Raw genomic sequence first — 22,593 nt, 5'->3', positions numbered from 1 at the left:
ATCAATTGGGGCCGCCCTCGAACAAGCGTTTATTATCGGCGCCGATCTCCGGCGGCAGCCCCGAAATCTCGGTTTCGAAACCGTCGAATTTCAGGGGTTGGACCAGAAAAGTCTCTGTCTTGCCGCCATCGTGCGCGATGGTGCGCAGCAACCGGCGGGCGCGCACATGCGGATCGTTCATGGCCTCGGCCAGCGAATTGACAGGGCCCCAGGGTACGCCGGCCTTGTCAAAGAGACCGCCCCAGTCCGCGCGCGTCTTGCCGACAAGAACCGCCGCAATCTCCTCCCGCAACTCGTCCTTGCGCGTGACACGGTCGCGGCTTTTCATCCCGGCGAGGTCCGGTTTGTCGATCGCCTCGCAGAACGGATGCCAGAACCAGTCCTCATGCGCGATGGACAGCGTCAGCAGTTTGCCGTCCTTGCAGGTGAACACGCCATAGCCCGGCTCAGAGATGAACTCGCCCAGCGGCGTGCCATTGGCCGCGGGCACAAGGAAGGCCGTGAGCATCGAGACCACCGCATCCGACATCGAGACATCGACGTAACGGCCCTGCCCCGTCCGCTGGCTGGATACCACAGCCGAGAGGATCGCGATCGCCGCAAACAGCGCGGCGCCGATATCCGCAAGCGGCAGGGTCGGCACCGGCCCCGGTTGCCCGGCCTCGGCCTGATCGGCCAGAAGACCACCGACGCCTTCATAGCTGAGGTCATGCCCCGCCCTGTCGCGATAGGGGCCGTCTTGCCCGTATCCCGAGATCGACACATAGACCAGCCGCGGATTGATCTTGCGCATGTCCTCGAACCCGGCGCCAAGTGCTGCCAGCTTGCCGGGGCGAAAGCCTTCGACGATGACATCGGATTTGCTGACCATCTCACGAAACCGCGCGATCCCCTCCGCGGATTTCAGATCGAGCGCCACGCTGCGCTTGCCCCGGTTGAGCGCCCGAAAAAGCGGCGGAAACTGCCGCGCGGGATCGCCGACGCCGGGCCGTTCGACCATGATCACCTCGGCACCCATATCCGACAGAAGCATCGTCGCGTAGGGTCCGGGGAATTGTTCCGCGAGGCTGAGGATTTTCAATCCGGCCAGTGGTGCAGTGCTCATATCAGGCTCCAGGTCTTGTTTCTTCCGCGCGCGTATCCAGCTCAGTGCAACGCAATCCGCGCTAAAAGGCAAGCCCAACTCAGCAAATGTTGTTTTTATTCCGAGGGTTACAATGACTGAAACACCCAGCACCCTTACCGTCGAACGTGTGGCCAGAACCGAATGGATTGCCTTCCAGCGCACCGAGCAGTTGAACGCCATGTCGATGCAGATGCTGCGCGATATGACAAATGCGCTTGAAGCCGCGATTGCCGACGACGCCGTTCGCGCCATTGTCCTGACCGGCTCGGGCCGCGCGTTCTGCGCGGGGGCCGATCTCAAGGAAGTGGCCAGCGCAAGTCACGAACCCGGAGAGCCCGACCTGCTCGACCTGGTCGAGCACACGTTCGGGCTGATACGCCATGGCCCCAAGCCTGTGATCGCCGCCGTCAACGGGCTGGCCATGGCGGGCGGGCTGGAAATGGTGATGTCCTGCGATCTGGTCTTTGCCGCCGAAAGCGCGCAGATGGGCGATGCCCATTCCAATTTCGGTGTCTTTCCCGGTGCGGGCGGCGCGGCGATCCTGCCGCGCCGGGTCGGACTGAACCGCGCGAAGTACCTGCTCTTCTCGGGCGAAAATGTCTCGGCGCGGGAGATGATGGAGTGGGGATTGGTCAACAAGGTGGTTGCGGACGCCCAGCTTCGCGAGACGGTGCAGGCCTTTGCCGACAAGCTGTCCGACAAGAGCCCGGCCGTGCTGCGCCGCATGAAGTCGGTCGCCAACCGGTCGCTGAACGTAGACGAGCCTGCCGCGCTCGCCGAAGAGATGCTAAATCTGCGCGCTCATATGCGATCCTGGGACATGCACGAAGGGCTGGCGGCGTTCAATGAGAAGCGCAAGCCTCGGTTTCGCGGATACTGATACAGGAGGACGAATGATGCAGGACATATATGTCATCGGCGTCGGCATGACGCCGTTCGGAAAGTTTCGGGACAAGTCCATCAAGGACATGACCCGCGAGGCCGTCACCGGCGCTCTTGCCGATGCCGGACTCTCGGCAAAGCGCATCGAAGGCGCGTTTTTCTCGAACGCCGTGCAGGGCCACATGGAGGGCCAACACATGATCCGCGGAGAGATAGCGCTGCGCGAGATCGGCATTCAGGGCGTTCCAGTGGTGAATGTCGAGAACGCCTGCGCCAGCGGCGCGACTGGTTTCAAGCTGGCGGTCGATTTTCTCAAGGCCGGCAACGGCGATTGCTGCCTCGCCGTGGGTGCGGAAAAGATGTATTCCGATGATCGCGCGCTGATGTTCTCGGCCTTCGACAGCGGCTGGGACGTGAGCAATGGCGAAGCGGTCGCGCAGCGCCTGGCCGATCTGGGTGCCGGGGTGGAGGAACCCGAAGGCTCGAAATCGTCCAAGCCATATAGCGTGTTCATGGATGTCTATGCCGGCTTCGCGCGGCTGCACATGAAAACCTTTGGCACGACACAGGAACACTTCGCGGCCGTGTCCGCCAAGAACCACGGGCACTCGGTACATAATCCGCTGGCGCAATATCGCGACAGCATGAGCATTGATCAGGTGCTCGCCGCGCCGCCCATCACCTACCCGCTGACCCTTCCCATGTGCGCCCCGATTTCCGACGGAGCGGCGGCGGCGGTGCTTTGTACGGGCGAGGGCCTCAAACGGCTGGGCATCGACCGGACCCGCGCGATCAGGGTCAAGGCAGCGGTCCTGCGCTCGGGCACCGACCGCGCGCCCGAGGATCACGAAAACCACCTGACCCGCCTTACCGCCCTGCAAGCCTATGAACAAGCCGGGCTTGGCCCCGATGACATGTCCCTCGCCGAAGTGCACGACGCAACCGCCGTGGGCGAGGTCATCCAGATAGAGAACCTGGGCTTTGTCCCGTTCGGCGAAGGTGGCCCGGCCAGCCTCCGCGGCGAGACAACGATCGGCGGGCGCATCCCGGTGAACACCTCGGGCGGGCTGGAATCCAAGGGCCACCCGGTGGGTGCCACCGGGATTGGCCAGATATTCGAACTGGTCACGCAACTACGCGGCGAGGCTGGCGCACGCCAGGTTGACGGCGCACAGAACGCCATCGCCGAAAATGGCGGCGGCTTGCACGGCGTCGAGGAAGCCGCCGCCTGCGTCACCATTCTGGGCCGCTGAAACAAGGAAAAGAAAATGGAAAATGTGATTGCTGCCGCACAGGCGATTTATACCGACGACCAGCGCATGTTGCTGGAAAACTTCCGCAAGATGGCCAATGCGGAATTCGCTCCGCTAGTGGAAAAATACGAAGATCTGGGCCATCCTCCGGATGCGGAAACCCTCAAGGGCTTGTTCACCAAGGTCGAGGAATTCGGGCTCATCAGCGGCTTGCTTCCCGAAGAGGACGGTGGCGCGGGGATCGACCGCTTGACCTATGGTATCCTCTACGAGGAACTGGCGCGGGTTTGGGCCGATCTGGCGATCGCCGTTCTGATTCAGGGTCATGCCGCATTCGCGCTCAACCTGATGGGCGACGCGGCGCAGAAAGAGGCTTATCTCAAACCGCTCCTGCGCAGTGAGCGCATTTGCGCCACTTGCATTTCCGAACCCTCCGTCGGCTCGAACGTGCGTGAGGTCAAGACCCGCGCGGAGCGCCACGGCGACAGGATTTTTGTCAGCGGACAGAAGCTGTGGATTTCCAACGGTGCGCAATCGGATTTCGCCATCGTTGTCTGCAATTTGGACGGTGGCATTTCGATGGTTATCGTGGATCGCGACAAGGGCGGTTATGAAAGCCGCGAGCTGCGCAAGATGGGGCTTGTCGGCGCCTCGACCTGCGAATTGTTCTTTGACCGTGCGGAAACCAGCGCCGAACATGTTCTGGGAAATGCAGGCGGGGGCCTGTTCCAGACATTGAAGCTTTTTGAGAGCGCGCGGGTCTTTGTGGGGCTGACAAGCGTCGGTATTGCACAAGCGGCGCTGGAGTGCGCAGTCTCTTATTCGAAAGAGCGCGAGCAGCACGGCAAGCCGATCGGCGGGCACCAGTTGATCCAGGGCTACCTAGCCGACATGGCCACGCATCTGGATGCTGCGCGCCTGTTGTGCCAGCGTGGGCTGCAACTTCTGGAACTGGGCGTGCGCTGCGACACGCAGACCTCGATGGCGAAATGGTATGCGACTGAAATGGCAGTCGAAATCGCCGGCAAGGCCGTGCAGATTCACGGCGGCAATGGTATCACCAAAGAGTTTCCCGTCGAACGGCACTTCCGCAATGCCAAGGTCATGCCGATCCCGGACGGCACCACCGAAATCCAGAAGCTGGTCATCGGGCGCAACCTGACCGGGTTGAACGCGTTCTGAAATGCGCCCGGGCCGGTACGGCACACGCGGTGCAGCCACGGCGTGATCGTTCCGGCCCAATGGCGTTAAGCAGGTCGATCCAAACCTTGCCTCGACCCGAGCGGAGGGGCCAAGAGGAAGCGAATTTGTCGAATAAGCTACGGCCAGCATCGCGGACCAACTCTGCAAGCACCGTCAGGGCATCCTGATCATCGATACCGCGACAGTCGGCAGATGCTACCCGGTCAAACATCCAGACTGGACTTCCAGAGACCGGTCCGCCCGGCCGCCAGTGAGATTGCATCGAAACATCGCCACACCAGGTTTGTCGATCACTTTATGGAGATAAACCGACCGGCCAGACCATGGACGTCATCGATAGAAGAACCTCGCGCCAATCGATAACGTGGGTGTTCTAGTGTTCAGTTGTACAACGAGGAAGCCGCATTCGGGCCTCGGCTACCAGACGCCCAAGGCGTTCGCCGAGGACTTGGGCATCGCAACCGAAAGCTGCGCTGCACCATTCTAAAGTTCCGCGCATCTGTCAGTAGCTCCAGCAGCGCCAGTCGGCGTATCACTAACCGGGCTCAAATCGCGGCTGGATGAAAGTTCTGTGGCAGGTCACCTACTGCCGTGGAGCTTAAAGCCATCAAGCTGAACGGCCAGTGCTCTTCTGTGAACGCTTATCAACAAAGGAGATGAGCTATGGAACATGGAAAAACGGGCGAACTCCGTACGCGTGGCGGACTCGACGACCGTCATGAACCGCCAGTGTCGGCCGACGAACCCGTTCTCGCCGGAGATCCCGCGGAGGACGGGCATGTCCGGTACGGTGCGTCCTGCGGCGCGATATGCACTCACCACCTCATGCGCGGGCGTCAGTGGCCGCGTCGTCTGTCGGGCCGCCTATTTCGTCGCAGATGAAGGAGGCGGCATTCGGCATGGTGCCCAAGCAGTGCCCCCCCGCACCCATAAGACCTGCCGCCACTGCACCCCGAAGTTATTCGGCACACCGAGAATGGTCATCCGCGAGGCGATGGCAAAGGGGGTGAGGCCGTACGGATGATCGCGTTGGTTATCGCGCGGGTGCTTGAATTGGGTTTTTTCCCGTAGCGGTGAACTAGATCATGTCGATGAAACCCATTTCGCCGATGTCCGTCTCTACCGTCATCGACTTGCTCGGCCGAGGCCGCCAGATCGCACATACATGCGATTGCGCCGACCGAGGCCGCGGCGGCGTTGGTGCGGCGATTGCCGGTCAGTAGGACTTGGGCATCCCCAGCGCTTTCTCGGCCACGTGAGAGAGGATCAGTTCCTCGCTGACTGGGGCGATGAAGTTCAGCACGCTTTCGCGGAAATACCGCTCGACGTGGTACTCCTGTGCGAAACCGAAGCCGCCATGGGCGCGGATTTTGGCTATATCGGTTCGCTCTTCATCGCCACGACCGAAGCTGTCGCCGCCGAAAGCTACAAGCAGATGATCGTGGACAGCGCGGCCGAGGACATTCTCTACACCAGCCATTTCACCGGGGTGAATGCCAATTACCTCAAACCTTCGATCCGGTCAGTAGGCCTGGATCCGGAAAACCTGACCGGCGAAGGCAACAAGCTAAACCTCTCCACCGGCGACGTCCGCCCGAAGGCATGGCGCGACATTTGGGGCTGCGGTCAGGGCATCGGAGCGGTTCACGCGGTGACGACAACGGCGGACTACATCGACCGGGAATCCCGTGCCGCGAAGGACGCGCTCTGCAGCTGAGCGCCGGCAACTTTGCGCAAACCCGTTTCGGTCAAGACAGTCATATCAGCCGGATTTGGTCGGCCGCCTTGCGATCTGCCCGGAAAATCAGCGCGGTCCGGGTCCGCGCCTCATCCGTCCTTGTCGTTGACGATCAGATCGGCATTCTCCGGCAACTCCGGCACCACGCTCACCGCGTCGGCGCGGATCCTGGAATGCGACTTGAAGGCCTCGGCAGCGGCGATGATTGCGGCCGAGGCATCGGCACCGTCTTCCAGCACAAGCGAGATGCGGATCATGTCGCGATCGTTCTCGCGCGTTACCACGGCCTGCGCGGCCTTTGCGCCCGGCGTACCGATGACAACTTCTTCGATCACGCGCGGATAAACGAAAATCTCGCGCACTTTGACCGCTGCGCCGACTCGGCCCTGCAGTGCAGAAATTCGGCTGACGGTGCCATCCGCGTTGCTCCCCAGCGCAAAGGCGCTGTCTCCGGTGCCAAACCGAATCATCGGCCAGGTGGCATCGCGCGCGGTCACAACAACCTCACCCGGTTCCCCGTGAGCGACCTGTTCTCCACTGATCGGATCGCAGATTTGCACCACGCGGTCGGGATGAACCACATAGCCGTCGCCGCCATCCTCATAGCCGACAAGGCCCAAATCCGCAGTGGCATAGGCAGCCCAGGTCGACACGCCATAGTCTGCCTCGATCCGGCGGCGCTTGGCCATCCAGTCGCCCATCTCACCACCGAGGAAGGCCGTTTTCACCTTCCAAGCGTCGCGGCCATAGGTTTCGATCACCTTGTCCGCCAGCGTCAGGAAAAACGCGGTGGATGCGCAGATCGAAGTGACGCCGGTTTCGACGATGATCTGCGCCTGAAGCTCGGTATTGCCGACGCCGCTGGGAATTACGGTGGCCCCGGCGGCCTGTGCCGCTTCGTCGAACAAAAGCCCCGCCGGCACGAGGTGATACATCCAGGTGTTCAGAATGATGTCGCCCGCACCCACGCTGGCCGATCTGAATAGAAGGTCCAAGCCGTGGCCACCGCCGCCCGAAAGCGACGGCTCGAAGATCGGGCCGGGCGACACGTAGATCCGGCCGACATCCTTTAGATCGGCAGCGAGAAACCCGCCGAAGGGCGGATTGGCGCGCTGGAGCTTGAGAAGCTCTTCCTTCTTCATCACCGGCAGCCGTGACAGATCTGCCAAGGACCTGACGGCCGCCGGATCGAATCCGGCAGCCGCAAATCGTGATTTCAGCCCAGATGCCCTTTCGGCTGCGGCGGCATAGGCTTGAGCTATGTCCTTATAGATGTCTTCAGACATGATCATGCCTCCCTGTTCAGTCGTGGCTTAAAGCGGGCAGTCCTTGCGGAAGTTCGGCGCGCGCTTCTCGCGATGCGACAGTACCCCTTCCTTGACGTCTTCGCCCATGAACCCGAGCATTTCAAGCGCAGTCGAGGCATCGAAGATCGGGCCAGCCTGGCGCAGCCAGTTGTTCAGCGAATATTTGGTCCAGCGGATCGCGCTTTGCGAGCCGTTGGCGAGCTCGACGGCCGTATCCAAAGCGATTTGCTGCAACTCGTCATCTTCGACGCACATTGACACTAGGCCGATGCGCTCGGCCTCTTCGCCCGAAACCGGCTTACAAGTCATCAAATAGTATTTCGCCTTGGCCATCGAGGTCAGCAATGGCCAGATGATTGCCGCGACATCGCCAGCGGCAACGCCCAGACGCGGGTGACCATCGACGATCTTGGCCTTCTTACCGGCGATCGAGATGTCGGCTAGGATGGCCACCACAAGGCCGGCACCGGCGGCAGGGCCGTTGATGGCGGAAATAATCGGCTTGTTACAGTTGATGATGTTGTAGACGAGGTCTTTGGCCTCTTTCCACGTCTTCATGATCTCGTACGAATTGCCGATCATGTTTTCGATCAGGCTGAAATCGCCGCCGGCCGAGAATGCCTTGCCCGCGCCGGTGACTATGACCGCATTGATGTCGGGGTCACGATCGATATCGATCCACATATCTGTCATCTGAGTGTGGGTTTCCGCATCTACGGAATTGAAGGTCTCAGGGCGGTCGAACGTGATGCGCAGGACGCGATCAGCCGGGTAGTCGAATTTCATCTTGTGATATTTTGCGTAACGATCGGACATGGTTCTTTTCCTCCTCAGGGTATTAGGTTCAGTCAGGCAATCCGAGAACGGCCTTGGACAGGATGTTTCGCTGGATCTCGTTCGACCCTCCATAGATCGTCGTCGGTCTGGCCTTGTAGAAACTCGCAAGGACATCGACGCTTACATTGCCGACCTGAAGCGGGCCGACGGTGCCGCCATCGGGTCCGGCTGCCTCGATCATCAGCTCGGTGATGCGCTGAAAGCACTCGGTCACCCAGATCTTGAGCATCGAGACATCGGCGCCCAGCGTTTCGCCGCGCTTCAGTTGGTCGGCGAAACGGGAGTAAAGCGCCGCGTGATCCTCGACATCAAGCGCGGCTTGCGCAAAGCGGTCGCGGAACACTGGATCGTCAAAAGCGCCACGGCCCCGTGCGAAGCTCTCAAGCTGCCCCAACGCGTTCTGGGCCAGGCTGGGCGAGCCGATGAAGATGCGCTCGAAGCTCAGGAGCGCCTTGGCCATGGTCCAGCCCTTGTTCAACTCGCCCACGAGGTTTTCGCGGGGTGTACGGGCATTGTCGAAGAAAACCTCGCAAAATTCCGTTTCCCCCGAAAGCGTGGTGATCGTGCGCACCTCGACACCGGGTTGATCCATCGGCGCAAGGACAAAGCTGATTCCCTGTTGTTTTTTGGGCGCGTCCGGATCGGTGCGGACCAGCATGAAGATGTGCGTGGCGTCATGCGCCATCGTGGTCCAGATCTTCTGTCCGTTTATGACAAAGTCGTCGCCGTCAATCTCTGCGCGTGTGCGCAGGTTGGCCAGATCGGACCCGGCACCGGGTTCCGAATACCCCTGGCACCAGATGTCTTCGCAACTGAGGATTCGCGGCAGCCAATAGTTTTTTTGTTTCTGAGTGCCGAACTTGATGATCAGGGGGCCGACCATCTGCACACCCATGTCTCGACCACGATTGACACCCCAGCGCTGCTGCTCTTCGTAGAAGATCAGCAGCTTGGCGGCATTCAGCCCCATACCGCCGTATTCCGCGGGCCAGGCCGGCGCAACCCATCCCTTGGTGTGCAGCTTGCGATGCCAATGTTCAATCTCGGCGAACTTGGGGCGGTGCGGCAGATGGCGCAGCTCTTCGGGGTACTCGGCCTCGAGGAACCCGCGCACCTCTTTGCGGAATTCCGCATCGCTCATTGCGTTCCAGTCGGTCATTGTGCGGCCCCCTCTTCTTCGCGCGCGTCAAACCAGATCCGACGGTGATAGGCGTCGTCGCCCAGCCAGGCCGACAGCACCAGCGCCCGGTTCAGATAAAGCCCGATATCGAATTCATCGGTGTAGCCGACCGCGCCGTGCAGCTGGATGGCGTCGCGGGTGACTTTCCTGGCGGCCGTGACCGCCCGTGCCTTGGCCCGGCTGGCCAGACGTGCGCGGATACTTGCGTCCGTTTCGCCATCCATCCGCATCAGAACTTCGCGCACTGCGGCCTGCGCGACCTCGCACATCACGTTCAGGTCGACGGCGCGGTGCTGGATGACCTGGAAGGATCCGATCGGCTTGTCGAACTGCTCGCGCGTCTTGATGTAGTCGAGCGTAATCTCGAAGGCGCGCTGGCTCAGGCCGACAAGCTCGGCTGCGGCAAGCGCCGTTGCGTCGGCCACAGCCTCGGACAGCGCTCCCTGAACCGCGGCACCGCAGGCCAGCTCCGCAGCCGGCGTTCCTGAAAAGGAAAGCTCGCCCAAGGAACTGCCATCGGCCTGCGCCCGCCTGGTCGTAACAAGCCCATCCGCGCTGGCCTCGGCCAGAACTAGAACCGGGCCACCATCTGCTTCGGCTACAACAAGGAAATCCTGCGTTCCTCCCGCGCCAACCACCCAGGCCTTGCCGCCGGTCAGCTTTCCGTCCGCATACCGGCAAGTCGCATCAGCGGAAGCGCCGCCCGGACCACGTTCCTGCCAGGCAACCGCCAGCGATGCCTCGCCGCCGATAAGCTGTTCCAGCTTCGGATGCTCCGGGCAAAGGCGGCGCAGAAGGCCTAGGCCAAGACCAATCGTCGCCACGACCGGTTCCGGGGCGATCACGCGGCCGACCTCTTCGGCGATAACGCCACCGGCAGCCAGGCCCATGCCAAGCCCCCCCTGTTCTTCGGGCACGGCCACGCCAAAAACACCGGCTTCGCCCAATTCCCGGACCATATCCGGGTCAAATTCGCCCCCGGCATCGCGGAGCTTTCGCGACCGTCCACTTCCGCCCGCGCGGTCAAACAGCGTGCGCGCGCTTTCGCGCAGCAGGCGAAGGTCTTCTTCTTGTTCGCTGGATTGCATATCAACCTGTGTCATTTCGTTTTCGCTTCATCATCAATGGGACGTCAGCTGAAAGAACCACCTCGCCCTTGGGGTTCCTGACGCTGAGCGTATAGTGCAAAACACCTCGATCGGGCTTGCTTTTGGACGGCGTGACCGAGTTGATAGTCATTTCGATATCGAGGGGTTCATCCGGGCGGACAGGCAGCAGCCAGCGCAGATTCTCGAAGCCCATGCCGCCGATATTGGCCACCTCGACCATCAATTCCGTCACGACAGGTTTGAACACCTCAAGCACGGTCTGAAATCCCGAGGCGATCAGGCTGCCATGTATCGCGGTCGCATAGTCTTCGTCGGTGTGCAGCCGTTGCGGGTCCCACTCCTGGGCAAAGGCCTTTATGGACTGTGCGCTCATCGGGGCGCTGCGAAAGTGAAAGACTTGGCCCGACTCGAAATCGTCAAGATATTTCAAGCGGCCCCCTCCTTTGCGAAACCGGAATCATACCCGCTCGAATCTTTGGAGATTCTCACCCGGTTGAACTCTTCCAGTTTCGGGTAGGTTTCCTTGAAGGCCGTCAGGAATTCCGCCATCGGCGCATCGACATAAAGACCCCGGTCGTTCACATATTCCATGTGGCGCTGGTCCTGCTCGTCGAATTCGTGGAAAAGAGCATCATGATAGCCGTCAAAGACCAGAGGCTTGACCCCGAATCTTTCACACAGCTCTATGTTGAAAGCGGGTGTGACCTTATAGGATTCACCACCCAGCCAAAGTTGAACATAACCGTGATAGATAAAGAGATCGGTCCCCATCAGCTCCTGCAGCTTGGGAGTATTCAGGTGGTTGCGCACGTCCGCGAATCCCAAAGCGGCGGGGATACCGACGGCGCGCAGACAGGCGGCAAGTAGGATTGCCTTGGGGACGCAGAAGGCTGCCTCCGCCCCGGCGATCCGGCTGGCACGATAAGAATCTTCATCCAGCGCAAAACAATACGGGTCGTAACGGATATCGTCGCGAACCGCTTCGAACAGGCGGATCGCCTTATCTCGATTGGTCGCGTCCACAGGAAGATCGCGCAAAGCCGATGTGATGAAACCCTGCACTTCGAGGCTGTCGCTCTCGACAAAGTGCGCGGGCAAGACAAAGCGCGCAGCTTCTGTCGGCAGGTCGTCATGGGGTTGGGCCATTGGATCTGTCCATTTTTTTCTAACAAATGTTAGAATACAATCTGAAAACCTGCGGGTCAACGAGATTTATTCTGTTTTTCGCAAGTCCTGGCCAAAGCGGGTATTGTCTTCCCCCAAAGCCGCAGCACGGCCGGCCGAAGTTGCCGCACAACGGAATTCCGGAGCAATTGGCAGCGGCAGCGCCGGTACCTCCCGACCAGAAATGTTCAGCTTCCGCGCGAATACGCCGCGTGCGATAAAATGCGGATCGGCCGCAGCTTCGGCTGGCGTTTTCACGACGGAACAGCAACAGTCCGCCGCGGCCAACAAAGACTCCCAATGGGTCGAGGGCTGGTCGCCCAGACGGCGCGCCACTTCCGCAACACTGGCATTGGGGTCGGACCAGTCATCACGAAGCTCCTGCGGCAGGCCGATGACATCGCAGAACCTCTGCCAGAACTTTTCCTCGATCGCCCCGACGGCGATCTGACGGCCGTCCGCCGCGGTATAGAGACGATAGCGCGCTAGGCCGCCGGTCAGACGGCTGCTGCCGCTTGCGATGTCATTGCCGGCGATCACGCCATCTGCATGGGCCCAGTAGGCAAAGGCAAACGCCCCCTCAGACATGGCGACATCAAGATGCGTCCCCTGACCGCTTGCCTGCCGCGCAATCAGGGCCAGCAGGATATTCACCACCGCCGGATAGGTTCCGCCCCCGATATCAGCGACCAACCCGAAGGGCATGGTTGGCTGCTGATCCGGTCCCCGGCTCAGCGACAGGATCCCCGAATCGCCCACATAATTGAGATCGTGCCCGGCAGTCGAAGCCTTCGGGCCGGTCTGTCCATAGCCGGTGATCGAACAATAGATGAGACCGGGATTGATCTCGCGCACGGCCTCGTATCCCAGACCGAGCCGGTCCATCACTCCGGGGCGAAATTGCTCTACCAGAACATCGGCCTTTTCAAGCAAAGGGCGCAGAACATTCATTGCGCCCTTTGACTTGAGGTCGATAGCCACTGACCGCTTGCCGTGATTCAAAACAGCGAAGCCAATGCTCTCCCCGTCTATTTTTGGCGCGGTCAGGCGTGCGTCTTCACCCGTGCCCGGGCGCTCGAACTTGATAACCTCGGCCCCGGCTTCGGATAACATGAGCGTGGCCATCGGGCCGGGAAGAAGGGTGCTGAAATCCAGCACCAAGATATCCTTGAGCGGCTGTGTCATCCTCCCTCCCTCACGCGAAACGCGCAGCCCCATTGTTTAGAACCACCACGTCGCGGGCCGGGATCGAAGCGCGGAACCGGGCCTCGCCACCCTCTTCCCAGATCTCAAACCGCACGGTCTCGCCGGGATAGACCGGGGCGGAAAACCGCACGTCCAGCCCGACAAGCCGGGCGGCGTCATAATCGAGCAGCGATTTGAGGATCGCCCGCGCCGCCAGACCATAGGTCGCAAGGCCGTGCAGGATCGGGCGGTCGAACCCGACCGAACGCGCCACATCCGGGTCGGCATGAAGCGGGTTCATGTCACCGCTAAGGCGGTAAACCAGCGCCTGGCGCGGCAGTGTTTCGATATCGCAGACATGATCGGGCGCGCGGTCGGGCAAGGCCGCCGGGGCCGGGCCGGGCCTGTTTTCGCCACCGAACCCACCATCGCCACGGCAGAAGGCCGACATCGCCACGCGAGCCAGCTTTTCGCCGCTATCGGCATTGATGATGTCGCGGCTCTGGTAGATGACGGCACCTTTGCCCTCGCCCTTGTCGGAAATAAAGTCGATCCGGCTGCGGCCGATGATGTTGCCGTTCACCGGCAGCGGCTTGTAGATGTCTAGCCATTGTTCACCATGCAGCACCTTCTGCCAGTTCACGCCGGTCTTGGGGTCGCGCAGCCAGAAGCCCGGGTACCCCATCGTGACCGCCATTGAGGGAACCGCCCTCAGCCCAGCTTCATAGACAAAGGCCAACTCTTTCCTGTCGGTCGGATCCTCGCCAAACCCGAGGCCGAGCGCATAAAGGATCGTATCCCGCTCGGTCAGTGTCTGCTCGATCTCTTCGAAGTCCCAGTTCGATAGCGCGTCGAAATCCAATGGCATGATCTTTCCTCCCTGGTTTGTTCTTAGAGGGTGTTTTGCGAACCCAAGATTGCCGTGACCTGACTGGACAGCACACCGCCGTTCCCATGGGCCAGCGCCAGGTCGACATCCCTCAACTGAATGCCGGGCGCATCGCCACGGATCTGCCGCGCCGCCTCGATCACGGTGAAAATGCCATACATGCCGGGATGCACACAGGACAAACCCCCGCCATTGGTATTCACCGGCAAGACCCCGCCCGGCGCGATGCGCCCGCCCTCGACAAAGGCACCGCCCTCGCCCTTGGCACAAAAGCCGAGATCTTCCAGAAATAGGATCGTATTGATGGTGAACGCATCGTAAAGCTCGACCGCCTGAATGTCCGAAGGCGACACGCCCGCCGCGGCAAAGGCGCGTGCGCCCGACTCGCGGGCGGCGGTCACGGTGAAATCCTTCATCTGCGATATTTGCCGGTGCGAGCTTTCCGCCGCGCTGCCCAAAACGTAAACCGGGGCCTTAGGGAAGTCCCTGGCACGGTCGGCGCGAACCATCACGATCGCCCCGCCGCCATCGGTGACAAGACAACAATCGCGCACAGTCAACGGATCGCCCACCATACGCGCGCCCAAAACATCCGCGCGGCTGAGCGGGCCGCGCTCGAATGCCTCGGGGTTGTGCTGCGCCCAGGCCCGCGCGGCCACGGCCACATCGGCCAGCTGTTCGCGGGTGGTGCCAAATTCATGCATGTGCCGTGCCGCCGCCATCGCATAGGCGGAAATCGGATATCGCGGATTATAGGGCGCCTCATAGGCGGGCGGGCGCGAGGCCGTCACCAGCCTGCCCGACGCGGTGCGCTGGTTGGAGCCATAAACAATCAGCGCCACATCACACAGGCCAGCCTCCAGCGCCATTGTGGCGGAGGTCAGGTAATTCACGAAGGACGACCCGCCCGTCATGGTGCCGTCGATGAACCTGGGCTGAATGCCCAGATATTCGGCCGCCATAAGGGCAGGCATGCTGTCTTCCATCATGGTGCAGAACAGACCGTCCACATCGGACAGCTTCAGCCCCGCATCGCCAAGTGCCGCAAGCGCGGATTGCGCCATGACATCATAGGCCGTCAGCCCATGCGCCTCGCCGAAACCCGCGTGCCCGGTTCCCACAATGGCGGATTTTCCCCGAAGTTTGGTGGTCATGGCCTATACCTCCGCCGGTTTGAACAACACGGCCGGTTGGCCCTCGGCCCCGCCCACGAAGGCGGTCACGGCCATGTCGATGACAATGTCACCGGGGGCAATGCCCTCGACCCGGCTCATCATCCGAACGCCTTCCTCCAGTTCCACCACGCACACGTTATAGTCGCCGCCGCGCTCGGGCTTCTGACGCACGACAGTGGTGGTGTGGACCCGGCCCTTGCCGCTGGCGGGATGCCAAGAGATCGCGGTCCCATGGCAGTGCGGACACAGGACCCTTGGAAAGAAATGATAGGCTCCGCAATCATCGCACCTGGGCAGCATGATCTCCCCGTTTGTCAGCGCGCGTTGGAATATCTGGTCTGGTCCTGTGGCGTCCGGCACCGGCATTCTCCTCAAATGGCCCATTCCTGGTTAATCGTATTGATAATGTTTCTAACACCTGTTAGATTCTGTCAAGCTCCTAGGATCACGTGAGAGAACGCCATGTCAGATTCAAGTTCAGCCCCCCTTTCCGGCAAGCTCGTCATCGCGCTCGAACAGGCGGTGGCGGCGCCCTTTTGCTCTTCGCGGCTTGCCGATGCCGGTGCGCGGGTGATCAAGGTCGAACGCAAGGGCGTGGGCGATTTCGCGCGCGCCTATGATACTGCCGCCAACGGCGAAGGCGCCTATTTTACATGGCTAAACCGGGGCAAGGAATCGGTCGCACTGGATATCAAAGCAGCAGAAGATCGCGATATCCTGCTGAAAATGCTGGAAAACGCGGATGTGTTCATTCAAAATCTTTTGCCGGGCGCCCTGGCAAAGCTGGGTCTGGATTCCGCGAGTCTGCGAGAGAGGTTCCCGCGTCTCGTGACTTGCGACATCACCGGATACGGCGAAGACGGCCCGATGCGCAACGCCAAGGCCTATGACCTTCTGGTGCAATGCGAAAGCGGCCTGGCATCGGTGACCGGCACGCCGGACGGGCCGGGGCGGGTTGGCGTGTCGATCTGCGACATCGCCACGGGCATGACAGCCCATGCCGGGATCTGCGAAGCGCTGATCGGGCGTGAGCGCACCGGCAAAGGTAGCGGCGTTTCGGTGGCCATGTTCGACGTGATGGCCGACTGGATGTCGGTTCCGCTGCTCTATCACGACTATCTTGGCAAACCGACGCCCCGCGTCGGTCTGAACCACACGGTGATCTGCCCCTACGGCGCCTATGAGTGCAAGGACGGTCAGCTTGTCGTCATTACCGTGCAGCACAGCGGCGAATGGCAACGGTTCTGTGAACACATACTGGGCGATGCAACTCTGGCAGCCGACCCCCGGTTTCATGACAACACGGCGCGAATTGACAACAAGCCCGCGCTCGAAGCGCTCATCAAGACCGTGTTCGCCTCGCATGACCGCGTCGAGATGCTGAAGAGGCTCGATGCTGCGGGCATTGCATTCGCGGCAGTCAACGACGTGGCCTCCCTGTCCGACCACCCCCAGCTCGACCGGTCCGTCATCAGCACGCCCTCTGGCGAAATCAACGTCCCTGCGCCCCCGATCCGGCGCAGCGCCGGAGAGACGACACTTGGCCCTTGCCCTGCTTTTGACGCGGACGGCAAAGCCATCCGCGCCGAGTTCGACCCTCGTCATAGAACAGGATACACGCATAAATGACCGCTGCGCAGAAACCCGCGATCCTTGATGGCGTGAAGATTGTCGATCTTACTTCTGTGGTTTTCGGGCCTTTGGCCACGCAAATGCTGGGCGATCTGGGGGCCGATGTGATCAAGGTGGAAAGCCCCGAGGGAGATCTTTTGCGCCAGGTCCAGCCGTCCCGCAACAAGCTGATGGGCGCCGCCTTTCTGGGTGCAAACCGCAACAAACGCAGCGTCATTCTAGACCTCAAGACGCCAAATGATCGCGATCGGCTGCGCAAGCTGCTGGCCGATGCCGATGTGATGATCTCCAGCATCCGGCCCGCGGCGCTTGCCAGATTGTCCCTTGACCCCGAAACGTTGCGCCGCGAGAATCCGAGACTGATTACGGTATCCGCCACCGGCTTTGGGCAGGACGGGCCCTATGCGGCCAAACCTGCCTTCGACGACATCGTCCAATCGGTCTCGGGGTTGGCCAGCTTGGCATCATTGCGCGATCCCGAAGCTGCGCCGGCCTATGCCCCGACGATCCTTGCCGACAAGCTTGGCGGCGTCACTGCGGCCTATGCTGTCATGGCCGCCTTGTTCCATCGTGAGCGCACGGGCGTGCCCCAGCATGTCGAAGTGCCGATGTTTGAGACGCTGACGTCGTTCCTGCTGACCGAACATATGGATGGTGCCACATTCGAGGACAACCCGCAAGATTTCGGCTATGCCCGCATGCTTGTCCCTCATCGCCGCCCGGTTCAGACTTCGGACGGGTTTATCACTATTCTGCCCTACACCAACGTTCAATGGGCACGCTTTTTCAAGGCAGTCGGGCGGGAAGACATGCTCGGCCACTTGTGGGTGACCGACATGGACACCCGCAGCCGCAACATAGGCGCGGTTTACGATATGGTGGCGCAGCTCGCGCTGACACGGACCACAAAAGAATGGCTTGCCCTGATGGAGCAGGCCGATATTCCCGCCATGCCAGTCCGAAACCTGTCAGATCTGCCCAGCGACCCCCATCTTGCCGCCACCGGTTTCTTTCAGCAGATTGCTCATCCAACGGAAGGTGCCATCTGGACAACACGCCCGCCGGTTCGATTTTCGGCAACCCCGGCGCGACACGACCACCGACCAGCCCCTCGGTTGGGCGAGCACAGCGAAGAGATCTTGGGCCCGGCCGAAGAGTAACCCCACCCGGACCGATCAGACATCCAGCGAACGAGCGATCAGTTCCTTCATGATTTCGTTGGTGCCGCCATAGATCATCTGCACCCGGCTGTCGGCGTAAAGACGCGCGATCGGGAATTCCATCATGTAACCGTATCCGCCATGCAGTTGCAGACATTCATGCATGACTTCGTTCTGCGTCTGACTGCCCCACCATTTCGCCATTGACGCGGTGGCGGCATCAAGCTCGCCAGCCTCTATTCGGGCAATGCCGTCATTGACGAAGCTACGCAGCAGTTCGGCTTTGGTCTTGCATTCCGCCAGTTTGAACCGGGTGTTCTGGAAATCCATGATCCGCTTGCCGAACGCCTTGCGATCCTGAACGTATTTTACGGTCTCATCGATCGCGAAGTCGATGAAACCAAGCGCGGTGATTCCGATCATCAATCGCTCCCAGGGCAATTGCTTCATCAGCTGATAGAACCCCTGCCCTTCCTCAGTACCTAGCAGGTTGGCTGTGGGGACGCGCACATCCTCAAAAAACAGCTCGGCCGTGTCAGAGCCCTTCATGCCAAGCTTCTTTAGGTTCCGCCCACGCCGGAATCCTTCTGCGTCCTTGGCCTCCAGAACGATCAGCGACACACCCTTGGCCCCTGCGCTTCTGTCCGTCTTGGCCACCACTACGACTATGTCGGCGGTATGACCGTTGGTTATGAAAATCTTCGACCCGTTGATCTTGTAGTGATTGCCGTCTCGTTCTGCATAGGTCTGAACGCTCTGAAGGTCCGAGCCGGTGCCCGGTTCTGTCATGGCGATAGCGGCGACGCTTTCGCCGCTAATCAACCGCGGCAGCCACTTTTTCTTTTGCTCTTCACTGCCGTAGGTGTTCAGATAGTGAATTACGATGCTCTGGATGCCGTAACCCCAGCCGGTATCTCCGGTGCGCCCTTGTTCATAGACAGTGATCGCGTCAAACCCAATACCGCCCCCGAATCCACCATACTCCTCCGCAATGGATCCGCCCATGACGCCCTGCTCGCCGACGACCTTCCAGAACTCTCGGTCGACGATGCCTTGTGACGCCCATTTGTCGACATTTGGCGCCATCTCGGCATCAAAAAGTTTGCGGGTACTCTCCGCGAACATCTTGTGTTCATCGGAAACCCAGTTTGGGGAGTTCTTGATCAGAGACATGTTTTTTTCCTACAAAGGCGACTTGATCTGTTGAAATCTATCAGGTGTCTTGTCTTGAAAATGAGGAGGAACAGGTTCAAGCGATGCGTCAGATTAAGCAAATATCCTCCCAAGAGCCGGTTCCCCTACTGGTTGCTCCCGTTCATGATAAGCTCCGCGCAAGGCGGACCTTTCAAACGCTGTGCGCCCCGAATCAACTGAGTTTCTCGATCAATTCCGGCACCGCGGTGAAAAGATCCGCGACAAGGCCGTAGTCGGCAACCTGGAAGATCGGGGCTTCTTCGTCCTTGTTGATGGCGACGATGATCTTGCTGTCTTTCATACCGGCCAGATGCTGGATCGCGCCAGAGATGCCCACCGCGACATAAAGATCGGGGGCTACAACCTTGCCGGTTTGCCCGACCTGCCAGTCGTTGGGGGCGTAGCCCGAGTCAACGGCGGCACGGGATGCGCCGACGGCGGCACCCAGCTTGTCGGCCAGTTTCTCGATCAGGGCGAAGTCAGCTTCCGAGCCGACACCGCGCCCGCCCGACACGACCACGCCTGCGCTGGTCAGTTCGGGGCGGTCCGAGGCGGCTACCTTGTCCTCGACCCATTCGGACAGGCCGGGGTTTTCGCCCGTGGCAATCGCCTCGACCGAGGCAGAGCCGCCCATCGGGGCCAGATCGAAGGTCGAGGTGCGGATCGTTATCACCTTGACGCCATCGGTGGATTTCACCGTCTGGATCGCGTTGCCGGCATAGATCGGACGTTCGAACGTGTCCGCATCGACTACGCCCACCACGTCGGACAGGATCATCACGTCCAGCAGGGCGGCGACGCGCGGCATAATGTTCTTCGCATCCGTGGTAGAGGGGGCCACGATGTGCGAATAATTGCCCGCAAGGCTGACGATCAGGGCGGCCACGGGTTCGGCCAGGCGGTGCCCGTAGAGCGCGTCTTCGGCGACCAGCACCTTGGAGACGCCTTCGATCTTGGCGGCCTCATCCGCTGCGGCCTTGGCCGAGGCGCCGGTGCAGAGCACGGTCATATCGCCCAGTTGCTTGGCCGCGGTCACGGCCTTGGCGGTGGCATCCACTGCCAGCGTGCCATCGGTTACTTCACCAATCAGAAGAACAGCCATCACACAGCCCCCGCTTCCTTGAGTTTCGCCACAAGCTCGTCAACCGAGCCCACCTTGATGCCCGCCGCGCGCGCCGCCGGTTCCGAGGTCTTGACCACGGTCAGGCGCGGGGTGACATCGACGCCGTAATCGGCGGCGGTCTTTTCATCGAGCGGCTTTTTCTTGGCCTTCATGATGTTCGGCAGCGACGCGTAGCGCGGCTCGTTCAGGCGCAGGTCGGCGGTCACGATCGTGGGCAGTTTGACCTTGATCGTCTGCAGACCGCCATCCACTTCGCGGGTGACCAGCGCGTGATCGCCCTGAATGTCCAGATGCGAGGCGAAGGCGGCTTGGCTCCAGCCCAGCAGGGCAGATAGCATCTGGCCGGTGGCGTTCATGTCGTTGTCGATGGCCTGTTTACCCGCGATCACCAGACCGGGGTTTTCCTCGGCGATGACGGCTTTCAGGATCTTGGCCACGGCCAGCGGTTCGATGTCGTTGTGAACATCGTCCGTAGCCACGACCAGAATGGCGCGGTCGGCGCCCATGGCCAGCGCGGTCCGCAGGGTTTCCTGCGCTTGCTTGACGCCGATGGAAACCACCACGACCTCATCAGCCTTTCCCGCTTCCTTCAACCGGATCGCCTCTTCCACCGCGATCTCGTCGAAAGGGTTCATGGACATTTTGACATTGGCGAGATCGACACCGCTTCCGTCCGCCTTGACGCGGACCTTCACGTTGTAGTCGATCACACGTTTGACAGGCACGAGTACCTTCATTGGCGTGGTCTCCCTTGAGTTCTTCGATATGGTTTCGACCGACTTATCGGTCTGTGAATTGGGGTTTGCGCTTCTCCGAAAACGCTTTCATAGCTTCGGGAAAGTCATGCGCGCACAGCAGAACACTTTGGCAGTCACGCTCGATGTCCAGAGCCTCAAGATAACTACATTCCGCCGACGCGCGCATCACACGCTTGGCGGTTTGAACGCCGAACATCGGATGCTGTGCAATCTCGCGCGCGATCTCAAGCGCGCGGGCCTCGACCTGTCCGGCCGGCACACATTCCTCGACGACGCGCAGGTCGCGGGCGGTGCGCCCGTCGATCTCGCGCCCCGTGAGAACAAGCATCCGCGCCACGCCCGCGCCGGCGCGTTGCTGAAGAAGCCAGCTCGACCCGGTGTCAGGGCAGCCGCCGACACGGGCAAAAACCTCGCACAGCCGGGCATCTTCGGCCGCTACGACGATATCCGCCGACAGGGCCAGGCTCAGGCCGGCACCGAAGGCGACACCGCAGACGGCGGAGATCAGGGGTTTCCGAAAGAGATACGCGGCGCGCCCGCCATCATGAACCTTGTCCACCATTTCCGATGTGGCTCTCGCGCCTTTGGCAATCTCAGACTGAAAGCCGACCAGATCCCCACCGCTGCTGAAATGATCGCCACCGGTCATGACAACTGCGCGTAGCGTGTCGTCCCGCTCCGCCTGCCGCAGGCATGTTACGAGATCCTCGACAAACCCGATGCTGTAGGGGTTACGTTTCCCGGGCTGGGTAAAGCGTAGGATGCCGATGGGGCCGTCCCGGTCTAGGCGCATCAACTCGGTCATGCCAATCTCCCTCAGGTTCCGGTCCACACCGGGGCGCGCTTTTCGGCGAATGCTCTGGGGCCCTCGATTGCGTCATTGCTGGCGTAAACGACCTCGTGCAGGCGCTTACCTTCTTCCAGACCGCCTGCGCAGCCCAGATCCATGGTGGCGCGAACGCCGCCTTTGGCGGCGATCACGGAAAGCGGCGCGCCCCCGGCAATCCGCTTGGCGAGATCCAACGCCCGCGCGCGCACCGCGTCCGGCGTATCCTCGAGATAATTGGTGAACCCGTAATCATGCAGACGCTCAATCGGCATCAGATCGCCGGTCAGAAGGATTTCCATGAGAATGGGTTGCGGCAGCATCGACAGCGCCGGCGCCGCCCAAGGCGACCCCCGGCCAATCTTCACCTCTGTAATACCAACCTTTGTTCCCTTGAGGCCGACGCGCAGGTCGCAATTGAGGGTCAGCATCATGCCCCCCGCCATCAGCGATCCAGTCATCGCGGCGATGATCGGCTTCTTGCAGGCGCGCATGGTTTCATGAAACGGGTCACGCATTTTCGTCAGAATATCGACTCCTTCATCACGCGCTATCTGCGAAGCTTCCTTCAAATCCAGCCCGGCACTGAAGACACCGCAATCGGTCGAGGTAAGTATCGCCACGCGGACGGTGTCATCCGCTCCGATTTTCTTCCAAGCATCTGTCAGCCCGTTCGTTGCGTCCACAGACAACGCGTTCTTGCGCTCGGGCCGATTGATACAGACGGTCGCGATTCCGTCTTCAATTGTAAGCTTGATCGGGCTCATGGTTTCCACTTCGTTTCTCCAGCATCGTTTTAACTTGAACACGCGGTTGTTGCTCCCCCGCGACATGATCGCCACGGGGGAGCTG

22 protein-coding genes are annotated in these 22,593 nt (G+C 60.9%); 6 read left to right on the top strand and 16 right to left on the bottom strand.

What is annotated here, in order from left to right; translation table 11 throughout:
* Nucleotide 1: 1 nt before the first annotated feature.
* On the bottom strand, nucleotides 2-1,105 hold the full coding sequence (locus tag O4H53_RS11905; protein ID WP_047998053.1) for a CaiB/BaiF CoA transferase family protein: 1,104 nt from the start codon (nucleotides 1,103-1,105) through the stop codon (nucleotides 2-4).
* A 112-nt stretch (nucleotides 1,106-1,217) separates the two neighbouring features.
* On the opposite strand from O4H53_RS11905, the gene O4H53_RS11900 reads away from it, so the two are divergent.
* The 4 genes from O4H53_RS11900 (at nucleotide 1,218) to O4H53_RS27100 (ending at nucleotide 6,181) form a co-directional block, all read left to right on the top strand.
* The gene (locus tag O4H53_RS11900) at nucleotides 1,218-2,006 is read left to right on the top strand and encodes an enoyl-CoA hydratase/isomerase family protein (RefSeq protein ID WP_053079188.1); all 789 of its coding nucleotides are present in this window, start codon (nucleotides 1,218-1,220) and stop codon (nucleotides 2,004-2,006) included.
* A gap of 13 nt (nucleotides 2,007-2,019) precedes the next feature.
* Nucleotides 2,020-3,261, top strand: a complete 1,242-nt coding sequence (locus O4H53_RS11895; RefSeq protein WP_231582205.1) for a thiolase family protein — start codon at nucleotides 2,020-2,022, stop codon at nucleotides 3,259-3,261.
* Nucleotides 3,262-3,276: 15 nt separating this feature from the next.
* Complete coding sequence (locus tag O4H53_RS11890) at nucleotides 3,277-4,443, top strand: acyl-CoA dehydrogenase family protein (RefSeq protein ID WP_047998054.1); 1,167 nt, start codon at nucleotides 3,277-3,279, stop codon at nucleotides 4,441-4,443.
* A 1,276-nt stretch (nucleotides 4,444-5,719) separates the two neighbouring features.
* A complete protein-coding gene (locus tag O4H53_RS27100) occupies nucleotides 5,720-6,181 on the top strand; it encodes an NAD(P)H-dependent flavin oxidoreductase (protein ID WP_331284233.1) in 462 nt (153 codons plus the stop codon).
* A gap of 110 nt (nucleotides 6,182-6,291) precedes the next feature.
* Here O4H53_RS27100 and O4H53_RS11875 read toward each other — a convergent pair whose 3' ends face one another.
* The 10 genes from O4H53_RS11875 to O4H53_RS11830 form a co-directional block, all read right to left on the bottom strand.
* Entirely contained in the window at nucleotides 6,292-7,488 is a 1,197-nt protein-coding gene (locus O4H53_RS11875; protein ID WP_231582207.1) for a phenylacetate--CoA ligase family protein, read from the bottom strand.
* 27 nt (nucleotides 7,489-7,515) lie between these two features.
* On the bottom strand, nucleotides 7,516-8,325 hold the full coding sequence (locus tag O4H53_RS11870; RefSeq protein ID WP_047998057.1) for an enoyl-CoA hydratase/isomerase family protein: 810 nt from the start codon (nucleotides 8,323-8,325) through the stop codon (nucleotides 7,516-7,518).
* Between the two features lie 28 nt (nucleotides 8,326-8,353).
* Nucleotides 8,354-9,505: an acyl-CoA dehydrogenase family protein gene (locus O4H53_RS11865; protein ID WP_047998058.1), complete on the bottom strand. Its 1,152-nt coding sequence runs from the start codon at nucleotides 9,503-9,505 to the stop codon at nucleotides 8,354-8,356.
* On the bottom strand, nucleotides 9,502-10,629 hold the full coding sequence (locus tag O4H53_RS11860) for an acyl-CoA dehydrogenase family protein (protein ID WP_047998059.1): 1,128 nt from the start codon (nucleotides 10,627-10,629) through the stop codon (nucleotides 9,502-9,504). Before O4H53_RS11860 ends, O4H53_RS11865 begins: the two co-directional genes overlap by 4 nt.
* The gene (locus O4H53_RS11855) at nucleotides 10,616-11,065 is read right to left on the bottom strand and encodes a MaoC/PaaZ C-terminal domain-containing protein (RefSeq protein ID WP_047998060.1); all 450 of its coding nucleotides are present in this window, start codon (nucleotides 11,063-11,065) and stop codon (nucleotides 10,616-10,618) included. The genes O4H53_RS11860 and O4H53_RS11855 overlap by 14 nt, the downstream gene beginning before the upstream one ends.
* Nucleotides 11,062-11,781, bottom strand: a complete 720-nt coding sequence (locus tag O4H53_RS11850) for a transglutaminase-like domain-containing protein (RefSeq protein ID WP_047998061.1) — start codon at nucleotides 11,779-11,781, stop codon at nucleotides 11,062-11,064. The genes O4H53_RS11855 and O4H53_RS11850 overlap by 4 nt, the downstream gene beginning before the upstream one ends.
* Before the next feature lie 66 nt (nucleotides 11,782-11,847).
* Nucleotides 11,848-12,984 (bottom strand): CaiB/BaiF CoA transferase family protein, encoded by a 1,137-nt coding sequence (locus O4H53_RS11845; RefSeq protein WP_047998062.1) that lies wholly within the window; start codon nucleotides 12,982-12,984, stop codon nucleotides 11,848-11,850.
* 10 nt (nucleotides 12,985-12,994) lie between these two features.
* Nucleotides 12,995-13,852 carry a MaoC/PaaZ C-terminal domain-containing protein gene (locus O4H53_RS11840; protein ID WP_197089319.1) on the bottom strand — a complete coding sequence of 286 codons (858 nt, stop codon included), beginning with the start codon at nucleotides 13,850-13,852 and terminating at the stop codon, nucleotides 12,995-12,997.
* 23 nt (nucleotides 13,853-13,875) lie between these two features.
* Nucleotides 13,876-15,027, bottom strand: a complete 1,152-nt coding sequence (locus O4H53_RS11835) for a thiolase (RefSeq protein WP_047998063.1) — start codon at nucleotides 15,025-15,027, stop codon at nucleotides 13,876-13,878.
* Between the two features lie 3 nt (nucleotides 15,028-15,030).
* Complete coding sequence (locus tag O4H53_RS11830; RefSeq protein WP_047998064.1) at nucleotides 15,031-15,414, bottom strand: Zn-ribbon domain-containing OB-fold protein; 384 nt, start codon at nucleotides 15,412-15,414, stop codon at nucleotides 15,031-15,033.
* Between the two features lie 96 nt (nucleotides 15,415-15,510).
* Between O4H53_RS11830 and O4H53_RS11825 the strand changes: the two genes are divergently transcribed.
* Nucleotides 15,511-16,677 carry a CaiB/BaiF CoA transferase family protein gene (locus O4H53_RS11825; protein ID WP_047998065.1) on the top strand — a complete coding sequence of 389 codons (1,167 nt, stop codon included), beginning with the start codon at nucleotides 15,511-15,513 and terminating at the stop codon, nucleotides 16,675-16,677.
* Nucleotides 16,674-17,840 (top strand): CaiB/BaiF CoA transferase family protein, encoded by a 1,167-nt coding sequence (locus tag O4H53_RS11820; RefSeq protein WP_047998066.1) that lies wholly within the window; start codon nucleotides 16,674-16,676, stop codon nucleotides 17,838-17,840. The genes O4H53_RS11825 and O4H53_RS11820 overlap by 4 nt, the downstream gene beginning before the upstream one ends.
* A 15-nt stretch (nucleotides 17,841-17,855) precedes the next feature.
* Here O4H53_RS11820 and O4H53_RS11815 read toward each other — a convergent pair whose 3' ends face one another.
* From O4H53_RS11815 to O4H53_RS11795, 5 genes are all read right to left on the bottom strand, one after another.
* Nucleotides 17,856-19,013, bottom strand: coding sequence for an acyl-CoA dehydrogenase family protein (locus tag O4H53_RS11815; protein ID WP_114294360.1), 1,158 nt, complete (start codon nucleotides 19,011-19,013; stop codon nucleotides 17,856-17,858).
* Nucleotides 19,014-19,206: 193 nt separating this feature from the next.
* The gene (locus O4H53_RS11810) at nucleotides 19,207-20,136 is read right to left on the bottom strand and encodes an electron transfer flavoprotein subunit alpha/FixB family protein (protein ID WP_047998068.1); all 930 of its coding nucleotides are present in this window, start codon (nucleotides 20,134-20,136) and stop codon (nucleotides 19,207-19,209) included.
* Nucleotides 20,136-20,894, bottom strand: coding sequence for an electron transfer flavoprotein subunit beta/FixA family protein (locus tag O4H53_RS11805; RefSeq protein WP_047998069.1), 759 nt, complete (start codon nucleotides 20,892-20,894; stop codon nucleotides 20,136-20,138). The genes O4H53_RS11810 and O4H53_RS11805 overlap by 1 nt, the downstream gene beginning before the upstream one ends.
* 43 nt (nucleotides 20,895-20,937) lie before the next feature.
* The gene (locus O4H53_RS11800) at nucleotides 20,938-21,720 is read right to left on the bottom strand and encodes an enoyl-CoA hydratase/isomerase family protein (RefSeq protein ID WP_047998070.1); all 783 of its coding nucleotides are present in this window, start codon (nucleotides 21,718-21,720) and stop codon (nucleotides 20,938-20,940) included.
* A gap of 11 nt (nucleotides 21,721-21,731) precedes the next feature.
* The gene (locus O4H53_RS11795; RefSeq protein ID WP_269363991.1) at nucleotides 21,732-22,574 is read right to left on the bottom strand and encodes an enoyl-CoA hydratase/isomerase family protein; all 843 of its coding nucleotides are present in this window, start codon (nucleotides 22,572-22,574) and stop codon (nucleotides 21,732-21,734) included.
* Nucleotides 22,575-22,593: the final 19 nt, after the last annotated feature.

Origin of the sequence: Sulfitobacter sp. G21635-S1 (assembly GCF_027213915.1) — a bacterium.
Classification (GTDB): Bacteria; Pseudomonadota; Alphaproteobacteria; order Rhodobacterales; family Rhodobacteraceae; genus Sulfitobacter.
Note: the sequence above shows the minus strand (reverse complement) of the source record. Positions and strands in the feature narration are given on the sequence as shown.

Bases quoted from the DNA above. Each gene is read 5' to 3' on its own strand.
- O4H53_RS11835 (WP_047998063.1), bottom strand. From the start codon at position 15,027: ATGACCACCAAACTTCGGGGAAAATCCGCCATTGTGGGAACCGGGCAC.
- O4H53_RS11875 (WP_231582207.1), bottom strand. From the start codon at position 7,488: ATGTCTGAAGACATCTATAAGGACATAGCTCAAGCCTATGCCGCCGCA.
- O4H53_RS11840 (WP_197089319.1), bottom strand. From the start codon at position 13,852: ATGCCATTGGATTTCGACGCGCTATCGAACTGGGACTTCGAAGAGATC.
- O4H53_RS11815 (WP_114294360.1), bottom strand. From the start codon at position 19,013: ATGTCTCTGATCAAGAACTCCCCAAACTGGGTTTCCGATGAACACAAG.
- O4H53_RS11850 (WP_047998061.1), bottom strand. From the start codon at position 11,781: ATGGCCCAACCCCATGACGACCTGCCGACAGAAGCTGCGCGCTTTGTC.
- O4H53_RS11870 (WP_047998057.1), bottom strand. From the start codon at position 8,325: ATGTCCGATCGTTACGCAAAATATCACAAGATGAAATTCGACTACCCG.
- O4H53_RS11900 (WP_053079188.1), top strand. From the start codon at position 1,218: ATGACTGAAACACCCAGCACCCTTACCGTCGAACGTGTGGCCAGAACC.
- O4H53_RS11860 (WP_047998059.1), bottom strand. From the start codon at position 10,629: ATGACACAGGTTGATATGCAATCCAGCGAACAAGAAGAAGACCTTCGC.
- O4H53_RS11890 (WP_047998054.1), top strand. From the start codon at position 3,277: ATGGAAAATGTGATTGCTGCCGCACAGGCGATTTATACCGACGACCAG.
- O4H53_RS11845 (WP_047998062.1), bottom strand. From the start codon at position 12,984: ATGACACAGCCGCTCAAGGATATCTTGGTGCTGGATTTCAGCACCCTT.
- O4H53_RS11830 (WP_047998064.1), bottom strand. From the start codon at position 15,414: ATGCCGGTGCCGGACGCCACAGGACCAGACCAGATATTCCAACGCGCG.
- O4H53_RS11805 (WP_047998069.1), bottom strand. From the start codon at position 20,894: ATGAAGGTACTCGTGCCTGTCAAACGTGTGATCGACTACAACGTGAAG.
- O4H53_RS11825 (WP_047998065.1), top strand. From the start codon at position 15,511: ATGTCAGATTCAAGTTCAGCCCCCCTTTCCGGCAAGCTCGTCATCGCG.
- O4H53_RS11820 (WP_047998066.1), top strand. From the start codon at position 16,674: ATGACCGCTGCGCAGAAACCCGCGATCCTTGATGGCGTGAAGATTGTC.
- O4H53_RS11905 (WP_047998053.1), bottom strand. From the start codon at position 1,105: ATGAGCACTGCACCACTGGCCGGATTGAAAATCCTCAGCCTCGCGGAA.
- O4H53_RS11795 (WP_269363991.1), bottom strand. From the start codon at position 22,574: ATGTCGCGGGGGAGCAACAACCGCGTGTTCAAGTTAAAACGATGCTGG.
- O4H53_RS11800 (WP_047998070.1), bottom strand. From the start codon at position 21,720: ATGACCGAGTTGATGCGCCTAGACCGGGACGGCCCCATCGGCATCCTA.
- O4H53_RS11810 (WP_047998068.1), bottom strand. From the start codon at position 20,136: ATGGCTGTTCTTCTGATTGGTGAAGTAACCGATGGCACGCTGGCAGTG.
- O4H53_RS11865 (WP_047998058.1), bottom strand. From the start codon at position 9,505: ATGACCGACTGGAACGCAATGAGCGATGCGGAATTCCGCAAAGAGGTG.
- O4H53_RS11895 (WP_231582205.1), top strand. From the start codon at position 2,020: ATGATGCAGGACATATATGTCATCGGCGTCGGCATGACGCCGTTCGGA.